At 69.1% G+C, this 19,957-nt stretch carries 19 protein-coding genes; 5 read left to right on the plus strand and 14 right to left on the minus strand.

Annotation, left to right across the window (positions count from 1 at the left end):
* Position 1 precedes the first annotated feature (1 nt).
* Complete coding sequence (locus tag AC1RRF_RS04605) at positions 2 to 274, minus strand: YjhX family toxin (RefSeq protein WP_492833241.1); 273 nt, start codon at positions 272 to 274, stop codon at positions 2 to 4.
* Between the two features lie 185 nt (positions 275 to 459).
* On the opposite strand from AC1RRF_RS04605, the gene AC1RRF_RS04610 reads away from it, so the two are divergent.
* Positions 460 to 1,518, plus strand: a complete 1,059-nt coding sequence (locus AC1RRF_RS04610; RefSeq protein ID WP_492833243.1) for a Kelch repeat-containing protein — start codon at positions 460 to 462, stop codon at positions 1,516 to 1,518.
* A gap of 7 nt (positions 1,519 to 1,525) precedes the next feature.
* Here AC1RRF_RS04610 and AC1RRF_RS04615 read toward each other — a convergent pair whose 3' ends face one another.
* On the minus strand, positions 1,526 to 2,110 hold the full coding sequence (locus AC1RRF_RS04615; RefSeq protein WP_492833245.1) for a hypothetical protein: 585 nt from the start codon (positions 2,108 to 2,110) through the stop codon (positions 1,526 to 1,528).
* Positions 2,107 to 2,625, minus strand: a complete 519-nt coding sequence (locus tag AC1RRF_RS04620) for an RNA polymerase sigma factor (protein ID WP_492833247.1) — start codon at positions 2,623 to 2,625, stop codon at positions 2,107 to 2,109. Before AC1RRF_RS04620 ends, AC1RRF_RS04615 begins: the two co-directional genes overlap by 4 nt.
* A 96-nt stretch (positions 2,626 to 2,721) precedes the next feature.
* Here AC1RRF_RS04620 and AC1RRF_RS04625 point away from each other — a divergent pair, with 96 nt between their 5' ends.
* Positions 2,722 to 3,024 carry a hypothetical protein gene (locus tag AC1RRF_RS04625; protein WP_492833249.1) on the plus strand — a complete coding sequence of 101 codons (303 nt, stop codon included), beginning with the start codon at positions 2,722 to 2,724 and terminating at the stop codon, positions 3,022 to 3,024.
* Here the strand turns inward: AC1RRF_RS04625 and AC1RRF_RS04630 are convergent.
* The 6 genes from AC1RRF_RS04630 to AC1RRF_RS04655 form a co-directional block, all read right to left on the minus strand.
* Entirely contained in the window at positions 3,008 to 3,472 is a 465-nt protein-coding gene (locus AC1RRF_RS04630) for a low molecular weight protein-tyrosine-phosphatase (RefSeq protein ID WP_492833251.1), read from the minus strand. The two genes, AC1RRF_RS04625 and AC1RRF_RS04630, sit on opposite strands and share 17 nt — an antisense overlap.
* Before the next feature lie 35 nt (positions 3,473 to 3,507).
* Positions 3,508 to 4,119, minus strand: coding sequence for a hypothetical protein (locus AC1RRF_RS04635; protein ID WP_492833253.1), 612 nt, complete (start codon positions 4,117 to 4,119; stop codon positions 3,508 to 3,510).
* A 116-nt stretch (positions 4,120 to 4,235) separates the two neighbouring features.
* On the minus strand, positions 4,236 to 7,082 hold the full coding sequence (locus tag AC1RRF_RS04640; RefSeq protein WP_492833255.1) for a M16 family metallopeptidase: 2,847 nt from the start codon (positions 7,080 to 7,082) through the stop codon (positions 4,236 to 4,238).
* Between the two features lie 173 nt (positions 7,083 to 7,255).
* Positions 7,256 to 8,263: an AraC family transcriptional regulator gene (locus AC1RRF_RS04645; RefSeq protein ID WP_492833257.1), complete on the minus strand. Its 1,008-nt coding sequence runs from the start codon at positions 8,261 to 8,263 to the stop codon at positions 7,256 to 7,258.
* Complete coding sequence (locus AC1RRF_RS04650) at positions 8,248 to 9,471, minus strand: MFS transporter (RefSeq protein WP_492833259.1); 1,224 nt, start codon at positions 9,469 to 9,471, stop codon at positions 8,248 to 8,250. The genes AC1RRF_RS04645 and AC1RRF_RS04650 overlap by 16 nt, the downstream gene beginning before the upstream one ends.
* Before the next feature lie 306 nt (positions 9,472 to 9,777).
* Positions 9,778 to 10,677, minus strand: a complete 900-nt coding sequence (locus tag AC1RRF_RS04655) for a LysR family transcriptional regulator (RefSeq protein WP_492833261.1) — start codon at positions 10,675 to 10,677, stop codon at positions 9,778 to 9,780.
* Between the two features lie 97 nt (positions 10,678 to 10,774).
* On the opposite strand from AC1RRF_RS04655, the gene AC1RRF_RS04660 reads away from it, so the two are divergent.
* Positions 10,775 to 11,764, plus strand: coding sequence for a zinc-dependent alcohol dehydrogenase family protein (locus tag AC1RRF_RS04660; RefSeq protein WP_492833263.1), 990 nt, complete (start codon positions 10,775 to 10,777; stop codon positions 11,762 to 11,764).
* Positions 11,765 to 11,839: 75 nt separating this feature from the next.
* On the opposite strand, the gene AC1RRF_RS04665 is transcribed toward AC1RRF_RS04660, so the two are convergent.
* Complete coding sequence (locus AC1RRF_RS04665) at positions 11,840 to 12,706, minus strand: AraC family transcriptional regulator (RefSeq protein WP_492833265.1); 867 nt, start codon at positions 12,704 to 12,706, stop codon at positions 11,840 to 11,842.
* Positions 12,707 to 12,808: 102 nt separating this feature from the next.
* On the opposite strand from AC1RRF_RS04665, the gene AC1RRF_RS04670 reads away from it, so the two are divergent.
* Positions 12,809 to 13,981 (plus strand): MFS transporter, encoded by a 1,173-nt coding sequence (locus AC1RRF_RS04670; RefSeq protein ID WP_492833267.1) that lies wholly within the window; start codon positions 12,809 to 12,811, stop codon positions 13,979 to 13,981.
* Positions 13,982 to 13,984: 3 nt separating this feature from the next.
* Here the strand turns inward: AC1RRF_RS04670 and mutL are convergent, their stop codons facing one another.
* Complete coding sequence (gene mutL / locus AC1RRF_RS04675; RefSeq protein WP_492833269.1) at positions 13,985 to 15,844, minus strand: DNA mismatch repair endonuclease MutL; 1,860 nt, start codon at positions 15,842 to 15,844, stop codon at positions 13,985 to 13,987.
* A gap of 194 nt (positions 15,845 to 16,038) precedes the next feature.
* A complete protein-coding gene (locus tag AC1RRF_RS04680) occupies positions 16,039 to 16,845 on the minus strand; it encodes a DUF4198 domain-containing protein (RefSeq protein ID WP_492833271.1) in 807 nt (268 codons plus the stop codon).
* Positions 16,846 to 16,974: 129 nt separating this feature from the next.
* Here AC1RRF_RS04680 and AC1RRF_RS04685 point away from each other — a divergent pair, with 129 nt between their 5' ends.
* Positions 16,975 to 17,673, plus strand: coding sequence for an AIM24 family protein (locus tag AC1RRF_RS04685; protein WP_492833273.1), 699 nt, complete (start codon positions 16,975 to 16,977; stop codon positions 17,671 to 17,673).
* 52 nt (positions 17,674 to 17,725) lie between these two features.
* Here AC1RRF_RS04685 and AC1RRF_RS04690 read toward each other — a convergent pair whose 3' ends face one another.
* Positions 17,726 to 17,968, minus strand: a complete 243-nt coding sequence (locus AC1RRF_RS04690; protein ID WP_492833275.1) for a DUF2164 domain-containing protein — start codon at positions 17,966 to 17,968, stop codon at positions 17,726 to 17,728.
* Positions 17,965 to 19,851 (minus strand): ABC-F family ATP-binding cassette domain-containing protein, encoded by a 1,887-nt coding sequence (locus tag AC1RRF_RS04695; protein ID WP_492833277.1) that lies wholly within the window; start codon positions 19,849 to 19,851, stop codon positions 17,965 to 17,967. The genes AC1RRF_RS04690 and AC1RRF_RS04695 overlap by 4 nt, the downstream gene beginning before the upstream one ends.
* Between the last annotated feature and the right edge of the window lie 106 nt (positions 19,852 to 19,957).

The following is a 19,957-nucleotide window of genomic DNA, read 5'->3' on the forward strand; positions in this document are numbered from 1 at the left end:
GTCAGCGGCGGGCCGAGACCCGGTTGTCGAGCTGGCTGCGCATGCGCGCCAGGCCGTCGCGGTTGACCCGGTAGGGGCCGCCGTCGCGCGAGGCGATCAGGCCCTTGGTCTTCAGCTTCTTGAACACCGACAGGGTGCAGTCGGTCAGCAGGAAGCCGTCACGGGTAAAGCAGTCGGCGCGCACGATGCGGCCGTCGTCGTCGCGTTCGAGCACGATGCCGCCGCCCTGGGCGAGGGCGTGCAGCGTGCGTTGCTCCGCACGGGAGATGTTCATTTCGAAAAGTCCGGAAAGGCGTGAAGAGACGCGCCCGTGCAATCACACGGGCGTGCGGTTCAGAGGCTCTTCACAGGCGGTGCTGCGAGGCCTCAGGCCTTTCGCACAATCTCGGACATAGGCTTCCCGGAGGGGGTTGAGGGCGGCAGTATAGCTTCGAAACACGGCGGGAAAAGGGGTTGGGCATGAGTGGGATCGATCGTCGGATCTTCCTGGCCGGCGCGGGAGCCGTCGCGGGGGCCGCGACCCTGGCGCCCGCCGCCGCGCGAGCGCGGGAGGGCGAGTGGACCGCCGGGCCGGACATGCCCTGGCCGATCCAGGAGATCTATGCGGCCCAGCACGCGGGGGATATCTATGTCGCGGGCGGCCTGATGGCGCGGCCGGGCGAGCCGCTGCACATCGAGGACCGGGTGGCGATCCTGCAGCCCGGGACCGGCCACTGGCGGCAGGGACCCGGCCTGCCGGCGCCCCGGCACCATCCGATGCTGATCGCGGGCGACGCCGACCTGTACGTCATGGGCGGCTATGCTCGGACCGAGGCGGGGGAGTGGACCAATACGACGACCGGCTGGGTCCTGGCTGAGGGGGCGTGGAAGCCCATCGCGCCCCTCCCGTCGCCCCAGGCCGAGGCGGTGGGCGTGGGCTGGGGCGAGACCCTGCATCTGATCACCGGCCGGACCCCGGCGGGCGAGGCGAACGGCAACTGGAACGACCAGGCGGACACCGACCGGCACCTGATCTACCGCGTCGGCGACGACCGCTGGGAGGTCGGGCGGCCCTGTCCGATGGCGCGCAACAGCGCGGCCGCCGCGGCGCTGGACGGGGCCATCTGGGTCGCGGGCGGGCGCACGGTCAGCGGCGGCGGCACGGGGCGGATGGACCGCTACACCCCGTCCGAGGACCGCTGGGACACCCTGGCGCCGATCCCGGTCTCCGAGGCGTCGGGCCAGCAGGTCGGCGGCGGACTGGCCCTGGCGGCGGTCTCGGGCCGGCTTGTGGCGTTCGGCGGCGAATGGTTCCGGCCCCGGGGCGAAGGCGGCGGGGGCGGGGTGTTCCGCGAGACCTGGGTCTACACCCTGGCGGACGACGCCTGGACGCGAGGGCCCGACATGCGCACGCCCCGGCACGGCCTGGTCGGCATCGGGGTCGAGAACACGGTCTACGCCATCGCCGGCGGGGCGGTGGTCTCGGGCGGCCGGGCGACGGCGACGGTGGAGACGTGGACGCCGAGCCTGTTCTACTGAGCGCCGGTCAGGGGACCTCGAGATCCTTCAGCGTCGCGGCGTGCTCCCGGATGCGGCGCCGGCACCGCCGCGCGTGCCGTTCGTAGAAGACGGCCATGCCGCCCAGGAAGACCAGGGCGGCCAGGGAGATCAACGGCAGGGCGGCGTTGGGATGGGCCACGCCCAGGACGACGACGAAGCCCAGGGCGGCGATGCAGATCGCCTGACCCGCGCGGGCCCAGCGCAGGCCGGAGCGGGCCTGGCGAATGGCGGCGGCGAGGGCGGCGGCGGGGGTCTCGGCCTCTCCCGGCGCCGCGCCGCGCCGGGCCCAGACGGTCGCGATCAGGGCGAAGACCGCAAAGACCACGCCCGCGGCGCCCAGCAGCGGGGCGTCATGCCGGAACGCGACCCAGCCGCTCAGGGCGCCGGCGATGACCGCGCCCCAGACCTCGAGGTGGAAGTTGACGGTGGCCAGCAGGGCGCGGCGGCGCACCGACCGCTCCAGGTCGGCGGGGACGCCCGCGGGGGGCGCGGCCTCGGGCGCCGTCCACACCTGCGACAGGTCGCTCCAGTCATCGGGCTTGGCGCCGGGTTGGGCGTCGGGTCGGGTCATCGCGAGGCCTCCGGGTTGAGGGCGGCGCGCAGGTCGGCGCGGGCGCGGGTCAGGCGGATCGAGACGGTGTTGGCGTTCAGGCCCAGCATCTGGCCGATCTCGGCGGGGTTGAAGCCTTCCAGCGTCAGGCTGGCGGGCTGGCGCAGCGACAGGGGCAGGGCGCGCACGGCGTCGGCCAGCCGCTCGCGCAGGTCGTCGGCCTCGACCCGGTCGTGGGGCGTGGGGTCGGCGGAGGGCAGGGCCTCGTCCAGCGGCGACCGGCGCGGCGCCGAGGCCTCGCGCGAGACGTGGGTGACGGCGCGATTGTGGGCGACGCGGGCCAGGAAGGCGCGGACCGGCGCCTCGCCGCGGAAGCGGGGCAGGGCGCGCCAGACGGCCAGCAGGATGTCCTGCTCCAGCTCGCGCCGAACCTCCGGATTGGCCTCGTAGCTGCCGGCGATGCGGCGCAGCATCGGGCCGTGCTCGGCGACCAGCGCCTCGAACCCCTGATCCCTGCCCAACCCCGCGTCCCTCATCGGCGGCGATCCGAAAAATCGCCCTCGGTCTGAAAGACTCCGAAAGCGGGCGGGACTTTCGGATCAGGACCGAGTTTTTTGAAGGAGCCGCCGTCCATGTCCGCCGATCCCATCCCCGAGACCGTCGCCGCCGCCCCGTCCGGCCCTGCCTCAGGCGTCCGCAAGGGGCGCAAATTCCTCTGGACCCTGGCCGCCCTGCTGGGAGTGTGCGCCGTCTGCGGCTGGATCGCGCTGGGCGTGGGGCTGTATCTGGAGGTCGGCAAGACGACCCGGCTGCTCCTGGCGCTGGTCGCCGCGCTGGCCACCGAAATGACCTTCTGGATCAGCGCCGCCGCCTTCGGCGTCTCGGTGTTCGAGGCGCGCAAGCGGATCTGGCGCAAGATCACCGGGCGCGGCTGAGGTCGGCGGCCAGGGTGCGGGCGGCGGCGGCGACCTCGTTCCAGGTCACGTCGAAGCCCGCCTCGTCGCCGAACCACGGATCGGCCACGGCCTGGCCCTCGCGGCCCGGGACGTGGTCGAGCAGCAGGCTGAGTTCGGCGACGGAGTCGGCGGGCGCGAGCTTTCTGAGGTCAGCCAGGTTCTCGTGGTCGAGCGCGATGACGTGGGTGAAGCGGCGGAAGTCGGCGGGGCGCACCTGACGGGCGCGCAGGGCCGAGATGTCGACGCCGTGCTTGAGGGCGGTCCGCTGGGCGCGCGCGTCGGGCGGCTCGCCCGCATGCCAGTTCCCGGTGCCGGCGGAGTCGATGATCAGGTCGAGGCGGAGGCGGGAGGCTTCGGCGCGCAGGGCGCCTTCGGCGAGGGGAGAGCGACAGATGTTGCCGAGGCAGACGAAGAGGACGGAGGGCATTGATGCAGTTCTTGGTAGGGCCAAAAAAAGAGGCTTCAGTTACCAGTTTCCGATGTCGCTTGATGCGGTTCCGGTTTGAGTTCCAACGTTCGTCGTCTTGTTTTGCGTTTCCGCGTCACCGAAGATTCGGCTTCTGGCCCTAGTGCCTTTCGCAAATCTTCCAGCGCGCTTCCCGCGTTCATCGTGACGGAAATGATGAAGCCACCCGCTCCGGGACCGGCATCATCAAAGCCCTTGGCTCTCGCGAAACACTCCTGAAAATAGACAAATGCTTCTAGAGCTTCCGCACAGCCGGTTTCGTGAATCGGACAGTCTGAGAGAGCCTTGTCGAGGATGTCCCACTGCGGCACCCACCATTCAGAGCCGACGTAGTCAGGATTGATATTTCGATCTGCTACGGCGGTCATGGTGCCGTAAGCCATCTCCGCTGCCGCCAAGACAAGTTGTCGACTGCGGCGACGCTCTAATCGGTGCTCGATTACAACAGGAAATGTGACCAAAAGAATCGCGGCGATTGTCCCGATCGCTTGGACCCATGAAGCCATTGCCTCGCTTCCAGCGCCATGCTGTCGAGCGATCGCAGCCAAGACAATGCCGCCCGTCAGCACACCGAATGCAAGAACGGCAATTTCGACACGTTTGAGCATTTGAGCCTCCGGCAGCTAGCACCGGAGTATTCCACGATTGTCAGCAGCGATCCTAACGGCTGCTGCCACAGGCATCCCCTTCATCCCCGGCGAGGACGGAGATGAAGGGGTGGTCCTTACCGCGTCTCGCGCACCTCCACCGGAAGCCCGAGGGTCTCCAGCTGCGGACGCACCACAGAGGCGTCGCCGACCACGACCCAGACGAACTGGTCGGGGTGGATGACCTGGCGGGCGGCGGCGTCCATCTGGGCCGCCGTCAGGGCGCGGGTGCGGCTGGCCAGGGTGGTCTGGTAGTCGTCCGGACGGCCGTACAGGGCGTTGGAGCGCAGGGCGCCGAGGATCTGGCCCGAGGTCTCGAAACCGCCGGCCAGCGAACGGGTGTTGCCGTTGATGGTCCGCTCCAGCTCGGTCGGCGTGACGCCGTCGGTCTGCAGGAAGCGGTCGTACTGGGCGATCAGGGCGGCGAGCGAGTCGCCGGTGCGGTTGGCCTGGACCGGGGCGTTGACGATGTAGGGCACGCGGTGCTGCAGGGCGTTGACCCCGCCGCGCACGCCGTAGGACCAGCCCTTGGTCTCGCGCAGGTCCGAGTTGATGCGTGACAGGAAGTCCGAGCCCAGGGTGACGTTGGCCGCGTTCAGGGCCAGCAGGTCGTCGGTGCCCGAGACCGGCAGGACGGCGCCGCCGTAGATCAGCGACTGCGGCGACTGCGGACGGTTGATCAGGACGATGCGGCTGGTGGTGGCCGGAACGGCGGCCGTGAAGTCCTTGGTCCCCTTGGCGGTGGACGGCGCGCGCCAGTCGCCGAAGGCGGCTTCCAGCTGGGGCAGGACCGCGGCCAGCGGCTGGTCGGAGACGATGAAGACGGTGGCGTTGTCCGGACGCACCCAGGCGTCATGGGTGGCGACCAGATCGGCGCGGCTCAGGGCCGTCAGGGTCGCCTCGTCGCCCGACCCGGTGAAGGAGCGGCCATAGGGGCTGCCTTCGCCATAGATCAGCGGCGGCAGGGCGCGCGACGCGATGGCGCCGGGGTTGGTGCGCTCGCTGGCCAGGCCCGACAGGCGCGAGGCGCGGATGCGTTCGACCTGGGCCGGGGCGAAGGCCGGATTGCGCACCACGTCCGCCAGCAGGGTCAGGCCCGGGGCCAGGTTGGCGGTCACGGTCGACAGGTCGGCCGAAGTCCGGTCCATGGTGGCGCCGACGTTGATGGTGGCGCCCAGACGTTCCTTTTCCTCGGCCAGCTGGTTGGCGTCGCGGGTGGTGGTGCCCTCGTCCAGAAGGTCCAGCATCATGGCCTGGGCGCCCAGGCGGTCGGCGCGGTCGGCGGCGTAGCCGGCGTCGAACTCCACCGCGACGCGGGTCACGGGCACGGTGTCGACCTGGGCGTAGACGACCTTGATGCCGTTCGACAGGGCGGCGCGCTCGACGGCCGGGAAGTGCAGGTCCGGCACCTGGCCGATCTGCGGCATGGGCTCGCGGGCGACGCGCTGGATTTCGGCGGCCGGGACCGGCGCGGCGCCCGAGGGACTGGCGGCGGCCTCCACATAGGCTTCGCGCTCGCCCGGGGCGATGGTCAGGTTGTAGACCGGACGGGTCAGCCAGCGCTGCATGGCGGCGGTGACCTGGGCCGGGGTGACCGAGGCGTACTCGGCCAGCTCCTTCTTGTAGTGGTCCGGATCGCCCGCGTAGAGCTGGCCCTCGGCCAGGACGTTGGCCTTGCCGTTGACCTGTTCCAGGGCCTGGATGCGGCGTGCGACGTACTGGGTGGCCACGCGGGCGACCTCTTCGTCGGTCGGGCCCTTGGCGATGAAGTCGGCGACGATGGCGTCCAGGCGGCGGCCCACCTCGGCGGCGTCCTGGCCCGGCTTCACATCGACCGAGATGTCGAACATGCCGACGCGGTGGAAGTCCGACAGGGACGACGACACCGACACGGCGGTCTGCTCGTCGCGGACCAGCTGGTTGTCGAGGCGCGAGGAGGCGAGCCCGCCCAGAACCTGGGCGGCGACGGCCAGCGGCACGGCGTCGTCGCTGAGCAGGCCGGGGACGGCCCAGCTGCGGGTCAGGCGGGTGTTGGCGACCCGGTCATGCATGGTCGCCACGACGGGCGCCGCCAGGGTCGGCACGTCGGCCTGGGCCGGGGTGTTCACCGGGCCGCGCGGGATGGCGCCGAAATAGCGCTGCATCAGCGGACGGGCGGTCGCCTCGTCGATGTCGCCGGACAGGACGACGATGGCGTTGTTCGGGCCGTAGTTCTCGCGGAACCAGTTGCGCACCGTCTCCAGGCTGGCGGCGTCCAGGTCGGCCATCGAGCCGATGGTGGAGTGGCGGTAGGGGTGGCCTTCGGGGAAGAGGGCTTCCAGCTGGGCGTATTCGAACAGGCCGTAAGGCTCGTTGTCGCCCTGGCGCTTCTCGTTCTGGACGACGCCGCGCTGCAGATCGAGCACGTCCTGGCCGACCTCGCCGAGCAGATAGCCCATGCGGTCGCTTTCCAGGTACAGGGCCGTCTCCAGCGCCGGGGTCGGGACGGTCTCGAAATAGTTGGTGCGGTCGAACCAGGTGGTGCCGTTCAGGTTCGACGGGCCGAGGTTGCGCATGCGGCCGAGGTAGGAGCCCGGCGCATTCTCCGAACCGCCGAACATCAGGTGCTCGAACAGGTGGGCGAAGCCGGTCGAACCGGCCGGCTCGTCCTTGGAGCCGACATTGTACCAGACCGACACCGCCACGACGGGGGCCTTGCGGTCCTCATGCACGATCACCGTCAGGCCGTTGTCCAGGGTGAAGCGCTTCCACGGAATGTTGACCTCGGACACCAGCTCGGCCACCGGCGCGGCGCGCAGCTCGGGCGCCTGCGGCGCGGTCGCGGTCGGCGCGATGGAGGGCGTCGCAGAGGTTTGGGCCAGCACGGGCGTGACGGGAGCCATCACCGCCAGGAGGGCGGCGAGAGAGATCGAGCGAAGACGCATGAGGTTACGGTCCTGTTGTGATGCGGCGGGACCTTACCCGACGGCGGCTGTCACGCAATCGTCAAGCTGATCCTCGATGTGGGTGGAACGTGGGAAAGGGAGGGGGTCCGTCGCGGAGCGATCGCCGCTTCTGGCGCGAAGCCGCCCCGCGCTGGCCGTGACCACACCCGGCGCTAGTTCGTCCTCGTTTCATCGGCGAGGCCCTGTCTCTGCAGTTCTCCCGGCGTGCGGCCGAGGTGTCGTTTGACGGCGCGGCTGAACGCGGGGACTGAACAGTAGGCCAAACGCCTCGATATCTCAGCGATCGCAAGCCGGTTCTCCTTCAGAAGCCGGCTGGCCAGCTGCATCTTGAGCCTTGCCAGATACCGGCCGGGCGGGATTCCCAGGCCCTTTGTGAACCGGGCGATAAAGGCCGACCTCGACAGGCCCGCCGCGGAGGCAAGCTCGGTAACCGTCCAGGGTCGATCCGGGGCGCGATGGACAGCGCGAACGACCCGTCCGATGCGCGCGTCGCTGAAGACGGTCAGCCAGTGATGGGCGTGTGGATCCTGCGCATCGATCCAACACCGGATGACGCGTGTGATGACGACATCAGCCAGACGGGCCAGCACCGTGGCGCCGCCGATCCGGGTGACCACAAGTTCCTCGGACATGGCCGCCAGGAGGTTCGTGAGGGTTTGATCCAGACCCGCGCCGGTCACGAAAATGACCTCTGGCATCAACTCCAGGACGGGATGAAGACAGGGTTCGTTGAAACTGACGCTGCAGGTCGTGACGATGGCGTCCGGATGCGCACAATCTTCCAGCCTGTAGACCCGCTCGCCAACGGTCTCGACGTCACGGTCAGCCGTACAGGCGGATCCGCCCGCCGCGCTCGTCAGCCTGTGGGAGGCGCCACGGGGAATGAACGCGACATCACCGGCCGCCAGCCTGCGAGGCGCGCCGTCATCAAGCGTCAGCCACGCCTCGCCCCGGATGACGCAATGTAGCCGCGCGGTTCCATCGTAGGGCAGGTCGAGCCCCCACGGGGCTGAAAGGCTGCCATATCGATACGCAACGCCGACGATGCGCAGATCGTGGAGAAGGTTGCTCAGCGTGTCATCGGCGGACCCGCTTCGGGCGACGTCTGAATAGGCCTGCGGACCACCTGAAGGACGAGCGGCTTTCAAGTCGGACAACATGCGGCCTGGGCCGCGACTGTGCGCTGTGCGATCCGTCTGCGGCGGAGCACCAGTCCAGCGCCGGCGAGCGCCACGATCGCGCAATAGGTGGGCGCCGCCAGAACGTCGAACCGGTCCACAAGCACCCCGCCCAAGATGGCGCCCCCGGCGATCGCGACCTGGAAGGTGGCGGTCAGCAAGCCGCCACCGAGTTCTGCACGATCGACTGTTTCGGCGGCCACCCAAGCCTGGAATCCGACCGGGAGCATGGCGAAGCCCACGCCCCAGACTCCGAACGCCGCCATCGCCACAACTGGCGAAGTTCCGAACAGGACGACGACGAGCATGGCCCCCGCCATCGCGACCGCACCGCCCACCACGGAGAGTTTGGGGTCGCGTCCGCTCAGGAGACCGCCGACCAGATTGCCCACAAAGCCGGCGATGCCGAACACGAGTAGAGTGATCGAGATCGCCGCCACATCCAGGCGGCTCACCTGTTCAAGGACGGGCCGGATATAGGTGAAGGCGGCGAAATGCCCGGAGATGACCAGCAAGACGCCGGCGAGCGCCCATTGGACCTGCGGGCGTTGAGCGACCTCGACAAGCCCGGCCAGATCGATGCCGTCTCTGGCGGGAAGCCGGGGAAGCGTGATCCACACGCCCAGAAGAGCCGCGATACCGACCCCTCCCGCGAGCCAGAAGGCCGCTCGCCACCCGAGCAGGTCACCCACCCAGGCGCCGACCGGAGCGGCGAGGACAGTCGCCATGGTGACGCCGGTGAAGACGACGGCCATGGCCTTACCGAGCACAGACATGGGCACGATCCTCATCGCCGTGGCGGCCACCATCGACCAGAACCCGCCAAGCGCCACCCCCAGCAGAAGACGCGCCGCCAGAAGGCTCCAGAGCGTGGACGATGTGGCGGTCAGGACGTTGGACACGCATAGCGCCGCAAGGAGCGCCAGCAAGATGGTCTTTCGATCCCACCTGCGGGTGACGACCGGCACAAGCAGGGCCGCAAGGGCTCCGACCATCGCCGTGGCTGTGACCGCTTGGCCGGCTGCGCCTATCGAGACGGACAGGTCCGCCGCCATCGGCGTCAGGACGCTTGGCGGAAGGAACTCCGCCATAACCAAAGCAAATACGCTGAGCGCCAGAGCGCCAATGCCGGACCAAAGGGCCGCCAAGGGTTGCTCCGGGTTCAAGGCTTCGCCGACAGGATCCTGCATACTTGCACCTCGCAATCGATCCCGACGAGGTGGGGATTTGGCCGGGCGTCTCAATACCGCAAAGACCCGAAGTCTTGCCCGAACGTCCGGTTTCGCTCGGCGGATGGAGACCGTCGATCCCCTCCAGCGCGGGCGACGCCATTGACGGTCTGAAGATCCTCACCTTGACCATTGGCGCCCGCGGGCCGCCATCCCGTCCCGGGCTGGTGTCACGACGGTCGAACCCTGTTGAGCGCGAGCACGTCTTGAGGGCGCTGCGTCCCGCGCATCGCCGGTGGAATGTCAGGTTTAGGGCGCGGCTCTCATTTAACGGAGCCTGGCCGGAAGCTCTGACGCCAGAACGTCGAGCGCCAGTCGAACCCGCAAAGGCAGGTGAGCGGCTTCTGGCCAGAGTGCGTAGTTGTCAAACGCGTAGCAGGGCTGGTCCTGCAAGACCTCCACCAGCAAGCCGGCGTCGAGTTGCGGTCGTACGAGCCATGCGGGCAACCAAGCAAGGCCCTCTCCAGACACCGACGCGTCAGCGACCGCGGCCATGTCGTTGACGCGGATCCTGTGAGGCGGCGCCGCTGAGATCCGGACGCCATCCTGGTCGCGAAAGAGCCAAGCGTGCTCCCAGCCCGGCCGCCCGTACATCACGGCAACGTGGTCCTTTAACGCTTCGAGCCCCAAGGGCTGACCCCGCTCGGCGATATAGTCCGGTGCGGCGCAGACGATCATCCTGTGGCTGCCCAGACGTCGAACCATCAGCCCTGGGCGACTGGCGATCTCGCCCGTCCGAACCCCCAGGTCGTAGGCGCCCGCCACCAGATCAACGACCTGGTCATCAAGTGACAGGTCAAATCCGAGGGCCGGGTGGCGCTTGGAAAGGTCCAGCAAGAGCGGCGCGACGCAGATGCGCCCCAGCAGCGCCGGCGCGGCCACGCGCAACACGCCGTGGGGCTGGTTGAGATGATCCGAGGCCATGGCGTCGGCGGCCTCGACCTCGTCGAGGATTGCGCGACAACGGTCGTAATAGGCCCGGCCGAACTCCGTCAGACTTTGACGCCGGGTCGTGCGGCTGAGTAGTCGAACGCCAAGGCGGACTTCGAGAAACTGAACGTGCTTGCCGACCATCGTCGCCGACATGCCGGTTGCCTGCGCGGCAGCCGAAAAGGAGCCGAGGTCGGCGGCCTTGACGAAGATTGCCATGCTGGCAAGTCGATCCATTACCAACCCTTATTACTGAGTGTCCGTCGAACCATACGGTTTATGCGCTTTCACCCATCATTCTAAGCTCACTCCATCAAATCCGGATGGAGTTTTCATGCCGCGCGCCGTCGTCTTTCACCGCTTGGGCGGGCCTGAGGTGCTCAAGATCGAGGAGGTCGGTGTCGGCCCGCCCGCGCCCGGCGAGGTTCAGATTCAGGTCAAGGCTTTCGGTCTCAACCGCGCCGAGGCGCAGTTTCGCGCCGGCCTCTATATCGAGGACGCCGACCTGCCGTCAGGTCTTGGTTTGGAAGCCGCCGGCGTCGTTCGAAGCCTTGGGTCCGGTGTTGATACGTTTTCGCCCGGCGACCGCGTCGCGGTGATCCCGCCGATTTCCATGAAGGCGCGGCCGGTTCACGCTGAACTGATCAATTTCCCGGCGGCGATGCTGGTGAGGCTTCCTCAGCAACACTCCTTCGAGGCGGCGGCCGCAACCTGGATGGCGTTCCTTACGGCTTATGGCGCGCTTGTTGATATTGCCCAGGTGCGCGCTGGCGATCATGTCGTCGTCACGGCGGCCTCCAGCAGTGTCGGCCTCGCCGCGCTTCAGGTGATCCGGACCTTGGGCGCATCTTCGATCGCGGTCACTCGGACGGCCGAGAAGCACGATGCCCTGCTTCTCTCCGGCGCCGACCATGTCGTTGTCGCCGACGCTGCGGATATCGCCGACGAAATCCTCAAGATCACGGGGCCTTCCGGCGCGCGGGTCGCCTTCGACCCCGTCGGCGGGGCGATGGTGGCGCCGCTTGCGACAGCGGCGGCGGTCGGGGGCGTCATCATCGGCTACGGCGCGCTCGACGCCGGCCCGATCGTGATCCCGACAACCGTCATGCTGGGCAAACGTCTCACCCTGCGCGGCTATCTCGTGCACGAGGTGGTCGCCGATCCCGCGCGCCTCGAGAAAGCCAAGGCTTTTGTGCTCCAAGGGTTGGCCAGCGGCGCCTTTCGGCCGGCCATCGCCAGGACCTTCTCTTTCGATGCGATTTCCGAGGCCCACCGCTACCTGGAATCCAATGCGCAAGTGGGCAAGGTGGTGGTGACCGTCTAGACGCACGGACAGTGGCGGGGCGTCGGGAGTTTCAGTCGGGGCCTGGCCGGCCGGTGGGCAGATCGAACGTCCGCATCATGGAGCCGCCGCGAGGTCCGCTCTTGGCGCAAGGCCGCCGCTCCACCCGGCAGCCCGCGCCTCGCCGTGCGGGCGGTTCATGCGGGCGATGTAGCGGGCGGGGGAGACGCCGAGGGCGGCCTTGAACATGGCGATGAAGGCGCTGACCGAGCCGTAGCCGAGGTCCAGGGCGACGGCCTGGACGGAGGCGCCGGCGGAGAGCCTCTGCAGGGCGGTGACGATGTGGAACTGCTGGCGCCAGCGGCCGAAGCTCAACGCCGTCTCGCGCACGACCAGCCGGGCCAGGGCGCGCTCGCTCATCGCCACGCGGGCGGCCCATGTCGCCACCGAGGCGCGATCGTCCGGGTCTCGCATCAGGGCGTCGGCGATCAGGCGCAGGGTGGGATCGTCCGTGATCGGCAGGTGGAAGCCGGTCGCGTCGATGCGGCGCAGTTCCTCAAGGATGACCTCGGTGATTCGACGGGTCTGGCCGTCGATGGGATCTCCGGGCCGCGCCTCGATCGTCGCCAGATGCCGGATCAGCTCGATCACCATCGGCGACAGGGGCAGGGTGCAGCACCGCGGGGGCAGGTCCGGCACGGAAGGATCGACGAACAGCAGGCAGATGGCGCCGTTGATGGTCACGTGATTGCTGTGCGGGACCCCGCCGGGGATCCACACGCCGCTGCCGATGGGGGCCATCCACAGGCCGCCTTCGGCCCGGCAGGTGACGGCGCCCTGCAGGGCGACGACCAACTGGCCCCGGCTGTGGGCGTGGGTCGGCACCTCGACCGCGTGGTCCTTGACGCTGACGGCGATGGCGAACGCCGGCCCGGCGTGGACGTCCGGATCGAGGGCGGCGAGGCGGGCGCTGAGGGGATCCATGGCGGTTGGCCGTTTTCAGATACTTTCTGGCTGGATAGCGAAATCCGGAAGGTCTCGCCAGCGCTAGGGTGAGGCTCGATCCTCCCCCCGGATTCCTCCCTCATGTCCTCGACCCGTCGCCTCGCCCCCGTGTGGATCATCGCGGGCATCCTGCTGTTCGCGGCCAATCTGCGCGGACCGTTCACGGCGGTCGGGCCGGTGCTGGACGTGATCCAGAAGGCGTTCGGGATCGGGGCGGGCGCGGCCGGGGCGCTGATCACCCTGCCGCTGCTGACCTTCTGCCTGGTGTCGCCGTTCGCGGCGGGGCTGGCGCGCCGGCTGGGGCTGGAACGGGCCCTGTTCCTGGCGCTGATCCTGATCGGCGGCGGCATCCTGGCGCGCTCGATCGGGCCGATCGGCCTGCTGTACGCAGGGACGGCCGTGCTGGGAGCGGGGATCGCCATCGGCAACACCCTGCTGCCCAGCCTGCTGAAGCGCGACTTCCCGGACCAGATCGCCAAGCTGACGGCCGTCTATGCGCTGACCATGGGGTTGGCGTCGGGCGTGGGCTCGGCCGTCGTCGTGCCGCTGACCCAGGCGTTCGACTGGCAGGTCTCGCTGGGCGCCTTCATCGTCCTGCCGCTGGCCGGGGCCCTGCTGTGGCTGCCCCAGCTGCGGCGGCGGACCGATCCGGCGGCGGAGACGGCCGAGGTGGGCAAGGGGCGGGCGATCTGGCGCTCCCCGCTGGCCTGGCAGATCACCGCCTTCTTCGGGGTCAATTCGTTCCTCTACTACGCGATGGTCTCGTCCCTGCCGTCGGTGCTGGTGGCGGCGGGGTTCGCGCCCGAGGCGGCGGGCGGGCTGCACGGGGTGATGCAACTGGCGACGGCCTTTCCCGGACTGGTGCTGGCGCCGCTGGTCAAGCGGATGAAGGACCAGCGCGGCCTGGCGGTCGGCCTGGCCCTGATGGCGCTGACGGCGATCCTGGGCCTGTTCCTGGCGCCGAAGCTGGCCGTGGTCTGGGCCGCCCTGTTCGGCTTCGCCAACGGCGGGGTCTTCATTCTGGCGCTGGCCTTCGTGGGCCTGCGGACCACCACGGCGCCCCAGACCGCGCGGCTGTCCGGCATGACCCAGTCGCTGGGCTATATGCTGTCGGCGATGGGACCGCTGGTCGTCGGGGCCCTGCATGACAGGACCGGCGGCTGGTCGGCGTCGCTGATCACCTGCTGCCTGCTGTGCCTGGTGCTGGCGGGACTGGGGCTGAGCGCCGGCCGGAACGCCCAGCTGGCGGACTGACGGTCAGCGCCGACCGAACAGCTTCTCCAGGTCGCCCAGCTTCAGCTCGACGTAGGTCGGGCGGCCGTGGTTGCACTGACCCGAGTGCGGCGTGGCTTCCATCTGGCGCAGGAGGGCGTTCATCTCCGGCGCGCTGAGGACGCGGCCGGCGCGGACGCTGCCGTGGCAGGCCATGGTGCCGCAGACCTCGGCCATGCGCTCCTTGAGGCTGAGGGCGGCGCCGTGTTCGGCCAGGTCGTCGGCGATGTCGCGGATCAACCCCTGCACGTCGGTGTCGCCCAGCAGGGCCGGGGTCTCGCGGACCAGGACGGCGCCGGCGCCGAAGGCCTCGACGATCAGGCCCAACTCGGCCAGTTCGTCGGCGCGGGACGAGACGCGCTCGGCCTCGGCGGGGTCCAGCTCGACCACCTCGGGGGCCAGCAGGGTCTGGCGGGTGACCGCGCCCTCGGCCATCTGGGTCTTCATCCGCTCATAGACGAGGCGTTCGTGGGCCGCGTGCTGGTCGACGACGACGAGGCCGTCGCGGGTCTGGGCGACGATATAGGTGCCGTGCAGCTGGGCCCGGGCGGCGCCGAGCGGATAGTCCAGCGGATCAAAGACCTGGGCGCTGCTTTGTGGCGCTGGCGCGAAGTCCGGGACGGCGTCGAAGCTCTCGACCCGGGCCGAACGCTCGTTCAGGCCGGGGATGATCTGGGCCGACTGGCTGGCGGGCGCGGCCCACTGCTGCCAGCCGCTCCAGCCTTGGGCGGAGGGCGACGACGGGCTGAAGGCCGGGGCGCTGCTGACGCCGGAGTGGGGGCGGAAGCCGCTGAGGGCGTCGGCGGCGACGGTGGTCGAGGCGCGGTGGCCGGCGGCGGCCAGGGCGTGGCGCAGGGCGCCGACGATCAGGCCGCGCACCAGAGCCGGATCGCGGAAGCGGACTTCCGCTTTCGCCGGGTGGACGTTCACGTCGACATAGAGCGGGTCGATGTCGAGGAAGAGGACGGCGGCCGGGTGGCGGTCGCGGGCCAGGAAGTCGGCGTAGGCGCCGCGCAGGGCGCCTTGCAGCAGACGGTCCTTCACCGGTCGGCCGTTGACGAACAGATACTGGTGGGCGGCATTGCCGCGGCTGTAGGTCGGCAGGCCCGCGTAGCCGCTGAGCCGGACGTTGTCCCGTTCCTGATCGATCAGCAGGGCGTTGGCCTCGAAGTCGCGGCCCAGCAGGGCGGCGAGGCGCTTCAGCCGGCCGTGGTCGCCCGGATGCTCGGCGGGCAGGCGCAGGGTGGTCTTGCCGTCGAGATCGAGGGTGAAGGCGACGCCCTCGTGCGCCATGGCCTGGCGTTTGATCTCTTCCGAGATGGCCATGGCCTCCGACCGCTCGGACTTCATGAATTTGAGGCGGGCGGGGGTGGCGTAGAAGAGGTCGCGGACCTCGACGCGGGCGCCGTGGGGACCGGGGAAGCCGGCGGGAGCGACCGGGCGCTGGTCGCCGCCCTCGACGGTGATCTGGTGCGCGTCGCCGCCGTCACGCGAACGGCTGGTGATGGTCAGGCGAGCGACGGAGCCGATCGAGGGCAGGGCCTCGCCGCGGAAGCCGAGGGTGTGGATGCGCAGCAGGTCCACATCGCCGGCGTCGTCGGGCTCCAGCTTGGAGGTGGCGTGGCGCTCGACCGCGAGGGCCAGCTGGTCGGCGGCCATGCCGTGCCCGTCGTCGGCGATCAGGATGCGGGTCAGGCCGCCGCCGTCGGCCTGGATCTCGATCCGGCTCGCCCCGGCGTCCAGGGCGTTCTCGACCAGCTCCTTGATGGCGCTGGCCGGGCGTTCGACCACCTCGCCGGCGGCGATGCGGTTGACGGTCTCGGGGGGGAGGCGGCGGATCGGCATGGATTCGGAAGTATGGCCTGATCCGGGGGGCGCAAGAAGGGGCGGGCGGGAGCTTCTCCCTCCCCCTTGTGGGGAGGGATGTCGGCGCGAAGCGACGACAGGGTGGGGTGCGTCGGAGATTGCTCGACCGTGCGGCGGTTCCCCACCCGTCCCGCTTCGCGGTCCACCCTCCCCAGAAGGGGAGGGAGATTTCCTCACCCCGCCTCGGCCACGAAGGTCAGGGTGTGGCTGTAGCTGACATAGGGGACTGGCGACCCCGCCGGGGCGGCCATGCGGTGGCGGATCAGGGTCATGTAGGCGCCGGGGCCGGACACTTTCAGCGTGAAGCGGCCGTCGGGGCCGGTGGAGAGGTCGGCCTCGACCTTGCGGCCGTCCCAGCGGCCCGCCTCACGGAAGACGGTGACGGGAGCGTTCGCCAGCGGCCGGCCATTCAGCAGCAGCTCGAACACGGCGTCCTCGCCGGCGATGATGTCGTTGGGGTGGGTGACGGGCTTGAGCTCGAGGCCCTGACCGGTCGTCTGCAGCGCCTCGGTCGAGGGGGCGCCGCGGGTGACGTAGACGTCTGCAACGGTGATGCTCTGGACATCGACCAGTTCGGCGCCGGGCGGGGGCGGGCCGTCTTCCTCGCCGACCATTTTCCAGACGCCGTCCGCGGACTGGTACATCTTGGCGGTACGGCCCTGACGCGGTCCGGAGGACAGACGGTAGGTGCCGTCCTGGGGAACGGCGGCCTCGAACACGGCGACGTCGCGCAGGTAGGTGACGGCGGTGATCGGCGTGTCGCCGTTGGGACCGACGACGTGGAAGAAGTCCGACCGCATCACGACTTCGGCGGCGAAGACGTCCTCGGTGAAGGAGGCTTCGACGGTGACGTGGTCACGGCCGGTGGCGTCGAAGACGTTGGGGCGCAGATAGGGCTGGTGGGCCAGGGCCGCGCCGCCGCCGTTGAGGGCCAGCATCACCCCGGCGAGGAAGGCGGCGGTCAACTTGGTCTTCGTCATGGTCGGGGTCCCGAATGTTCGGCGGGGAAACTATAAGATTGCGAGGCGTTTGCAACGAAGAAGGCTTGCGCGAGCCGGAAGTCTCCGGTCAGCCTGCGCCTCCCTGAAGTTCCCGTTTTTGAGGTTCCCATGCCCGTGAAGACCGTCGCAGAGTTCGTCGCCGCCTATAGGGAGAAGGATGTCAGCCCCGACGCCTTCGAGCTGGAGAGCCAGTATCTGCTGGAGGTGAAGCTGAACGGCTCGATCTGGGCCAAGGCGGGATCGATGGTGGCGCGCACCGGGCAGGTGAAATTCACCCGTCAGGGCCTGATGGAGCAGGGCCTCGGCAACCTCCTGAAGAAGGCCGTCAGCGGTGAGGGCATGGTGCTGATGAAGGTGGAGGGGCAGGGCCGCGTCTACCTGGCCGACACCGGTAAGAAGATCACCCTGCTGCGGCTGGACAACGAGACGATCTTCGCCAACGGCAACGACGTGCTGGCGCTGGAAACGAGCATCAGCAACCAGATCACCATGATGAAGCGAGTGGCCGGGATGATGTCCGGCGGCCTGTTCAATGTGAAGCTGAGCGGCAGCGGCATCGTGGCGATCACCAGCCACTATGATCCGCTGATCCTGAAGGTCAGCCGCGAGACCGGGCCGATCTTCACCGATCCGAACGCGACGGTGGCCTGGTCGGGCGGGCTGTCGCCGGAGATCGCAACGGATATCTCGTTCAAGACCTTCGTCGGCCGGGGCTCGGGCGAGAGCATCCAGATGAAGTTCGAGGGCGAGGGCTGGGTCGTGGTCCAGCCGTACGAGGAAACCTACATGCAGGCCGCACAGGGCTGATCCGAAGGCGCGATCTCCTCCCCATTCGCGACGCGAACGGGGAGGAGACGGGTCACTCCGCCCGCTCCAGTCCGGCGATGGCTTCGGCGATGTCCTCGGCCTTCTTCGCGACGACGGCCTGGGCGTCGTAGAGGGCGCGGTTGTAGAAGAAGGGGCCGATCTCGCGGGCGAGGAAGTCGACCAGCATCTCGGCCGGGAGGTCGCGCAGTTCAACCTCGAACTCGTCCCGGAAATAGGGACGCAGCTTGCCGGCGATGGCGACGATCTCCTCGCGGCTGAATTTGATCGGGGTCATGCGGTCGCTTCCGCCAGCGTCTCCTCGGCCTCGATCCAGGCGGCCTCGGCGGCGTCGAGGTCGGACTGGGTCTTGGCGCGCGCGCGGGTCAGGCCTTCCAGCGCCTTGGGATTGCTGATCGAGGCGTTGGCCATGTCGTCGTCGATGCGGGCGATCTCGGCGGTGAGCTGGGCCATCCGCTCCTCGGCCTTCTTGACCGCGTGGCGCAGGGTCGAGGGGGAGGGACCCGAACGCTTCTCGGCCTTCTTGCCCTTGTTGGGCTGGGCTTCGGCGGCCTTGGCCTCTTCCTTGATCTGGCTGGGCTTCACGGCGGCCATCTTGGCGCGGTCCAGGACGAATTTGGCGTAGTCGTCCATGTCGCCGTCATAGGGCTTCACCGTGCCGTCGGCGGCCAGCCACAGGCGGTCGGCGACCATCTCCATCAGCGACCGGTCGTGGGTGATCAGGATGACGGCGCCCGAATAGTCGTTCAGCGCGTCGAGCAGGGCGCGGCGGCTGTCGATGTCCAGGTGGTTGGTCGGTTCGTCGAGGATCAGGATGTGCGGCGCGTCCATGGCCACCTGATTGAGCAGCAGGCGGGCGCGCTCGCCGCCGGACAGGGAGGCGACGGTGGTCTCCTGCTTCTCGTAGCCGAGGCCCCACTGGGCCAGTTTGGAGCGGCGGCTGCTCTCGGAGGCCTCGGGCATGGCGCGGCGGATGATCTCCAGCGGCGTGTCCGTCGGGTCCATGGCCTCGATCTGGTGCTGGTGGAACCAGCCCACCCGCATCTTCTTGTCGCGGTGCAGTTCGCCCTCGGAGACGTTCAGGGCGCCGGCGATCATCTTGGCGAAGGTCGACTTGCCCGCGCCGTTGACGCCCAGCAGGCCGATGCGGTCGTCCAGGTCCATGCGCAGGTTGAGATTGCGCAGGATGGGCTTGCCCGTCTCGTAGCCGACGTTGGCGCGCTCCAGCCGGATCAGCGGCGGGGCCAGCGGGCGGGGCGGCGACGGCAGGATGAAGGGGGCGACCCGCTCTTCGATGGTGGTGGAGACCGGCTCCATCTTGGCCAGGCGCTTCATCCGGGACTGGGCCTGGGCGGCCTTGGAGGCCTTGGCCTTGAAGCGGTCGACGAAGGCCTGAAGGTGGGCGCGCTCGGCGTCCTGCTTGGCCTTGGCCGACAGCTGCAGGCGGGCCTTCTCGGCGCGGGCCTTTTCGAAGGCGTCGTAGTTGCCCGTGTAGAGCGTCAGCGTGTGGTTCGCGAGGTGTAGGATGTGGGTGCAGACCTCGTTCAGCATTTCCCGGTCGTGGGAGATGATCAGGGCCGTGTGCGGGTATTTCTTGAGGCGGGCCTCAAGCCACAGGGCGCCTTCCAGGTCGAGATAGTTGGTCGGTTCGTCGAGCAGCAGCATGTCCGGCTCGGCGAACAGGGCCGCGGCCAGGGCGACGCGCATGCGCCAGCCGCCGGAGTATTCGGACATGGGCCGCTGCTGGTTCTCCTGGCTGAAGCCCAGGCCGACGAGGATTTCGGCGGCGCGGGCGGGAGCGGCGTCGGCGTCGATCTCGATCAGGCGGGTCCAGATCTCGCCCATCTCCTCGGGCTCGGCCGTCTCCAGACGGGTCAGCAGGTCGTGGCGCTCGACATCGGCTTCCAGAATCGTCTCCAGCACGCTGACGGGCGTGGCTGGGTGTTCCTGGTCGACGGAGGCGACGCGGGCGGTCTTGGGCAGGCTGATCTCGTCGCCGCCCGCGGCCAATTCGCCCAGGATCAGCTTGAACAGGGTCGACTTGCCGATGCCGTTGCGGCCGACCAGGCCGACCTTGGACCCGGGCGGCAGGCTGACGGAGGCGTCCTCGAGGAATTTGCGGCCCCACGCGTTGAAGGTCAGGTCGGTGATCTGGAGCATGGCGGCGGTCGAAGTCTCGATACGCCCCGGCGCCCGCGTGGCGCGATGCGCCGGGCGATAGAGGCAAAATTGTGAGGCGGTTGGAAACCGGGGAGGGCGCGTCTAT

It is taken from the genome of Brevundimonas sp. GW821-FHT12C05, assembly GCF_058807475.1.

Coding starts and splice junctions, on each gene's coding strand:
- AC1RRF_RS04695 (WP_492833277.1), bottom strand. CDS start 19,851: ATGCTCCAGATCACCGACCTGACCTTCAACGCGTGGGGCCGCAAATTC.
- AC1RRF_RS04685 (WP_492833273.1), top strand. CDS start 16,975: ATGCCCGTGAAGACCGTCGCAGAGTTCGTCGCCGCCTATAGGGAGAAG.
- AC1RRF_RS04665 (WP_492833265.1), bottom strand. CDS start 12,706: ATGGATCCCCTCAGCGCCCGCCTCGCCGCCCTCGATCCGGACGTCCAC.
- AC1RRF_RS04610 (WP_492833243.1), top strand. CDS start 460: ATGAGTGGGATCGATCGTCGGATCTTCCTGGCCGGCGCGGGAGCCGTC.
- AC1RRF_RS04690 (WP_492833275.1), bottom strand. CDS start 17,968: ATGACCCCGATCAAATTCAGCCGCGAGGAGATCGTCGCCATCGCCGGC.
- AC1RRF_RS04635 (WP_492833253.1), bottom strand. CDS start 4,119: ATGCTCAAACGTGTCGAAATTGCCGTTCTTGCATTCGGTGTGCTGACG.
- AC1RRF_RS04640 (WP_492833255.1), bottom strand. CDS start 7,082: ATGCGTCTTCGCTCGATCTCTCTCGCCGCCCTCCTGGCGGTGATGGCT.
- AC1RRF_RS04670 (WP_492833267.1), top strand. CDS start 12,809: ATGTCCTCGACCCGTCGCCTCGCCCCCGTGTGGATCATCGCGGGCATC.
- AC1RRF_RS04625 (WP_492833249.1), top strand. CDS start 2,722: ATGTCCGCCGATCCCATCCCCGAGACCGTCGCCGCCGCCCCGTCCGGC.
- AC1RRF_RS04630 (WP_492833251.1), bottom strand. CDS start 3,472: ATGCCCTCCGTCCTCTTCGTCTGCCTCGGCAACATCTGTCGCTCTCCC.
- AC1RRF_RS04650 (WP_492833259.1), bottom strand. CDS start 9,471: ATGCAGGATCCTGTCGGCGAAGCCTTGAACCCGGAGCAACCCTTGGCG.
- mutL (WP_492833269.1), bottom strand. CDS start 15,844: ATGCCGATCCGCCGCCTCCCCCCCGAGACCGTCAACCGCATCGCCGCC.
- AC1RRF_RS04660 (WP_492833263.1), top strand. CDS start 10,775: ATGCCGCGCGCCGTCGTCTTTCACCGCTTGGGCGGGCCTGAGGTGCTC.
- AC1RRF_RS04645 (WP_492833257.1), bottom strand. CDS start 8,263: ATGTTGTCCGACTTGAAAGCCGCTCGTCCTTCAGGTGGTCCGCAGGCC.
- AC1RRF_RS04655 (WP_492833261.1), bottom strand. CDS start 10,677: ATGGATCGACTTGCCAGCATGGCAATCTTCGTCAAGGCCGCCGACCTC.
- AC1RRF_RS04680 (WP_492833271.1), bottom strand. CDS start 16,845: ATGACGAAGACCAAGTTGACCGCCGCCTTCCTCGCCGGGGTGATGCTG.
- AC1RRF_RS04615 (WP_492833245.1), bottom strand. CDS start 2,110: ATGACCCGACCCGACGCCCAACCCGGCGCCAAGCCCGATGACTGGAGC.
- AC1RRF_RS04620 (WP_492833247.1), bottom strand. CDS start 2,625: ATGAGGGACGCGGGGTTGGGCAGGGATCAGGGGTTCGAGGCGCTGGTC.
- AC1RRF_RS04605 (WP_492833241.1), bottom strand. CDS start 274: ATGAACATCTCCCGTGCGGAGCAACGCACGCTGCACGCCCTCGCCCAG.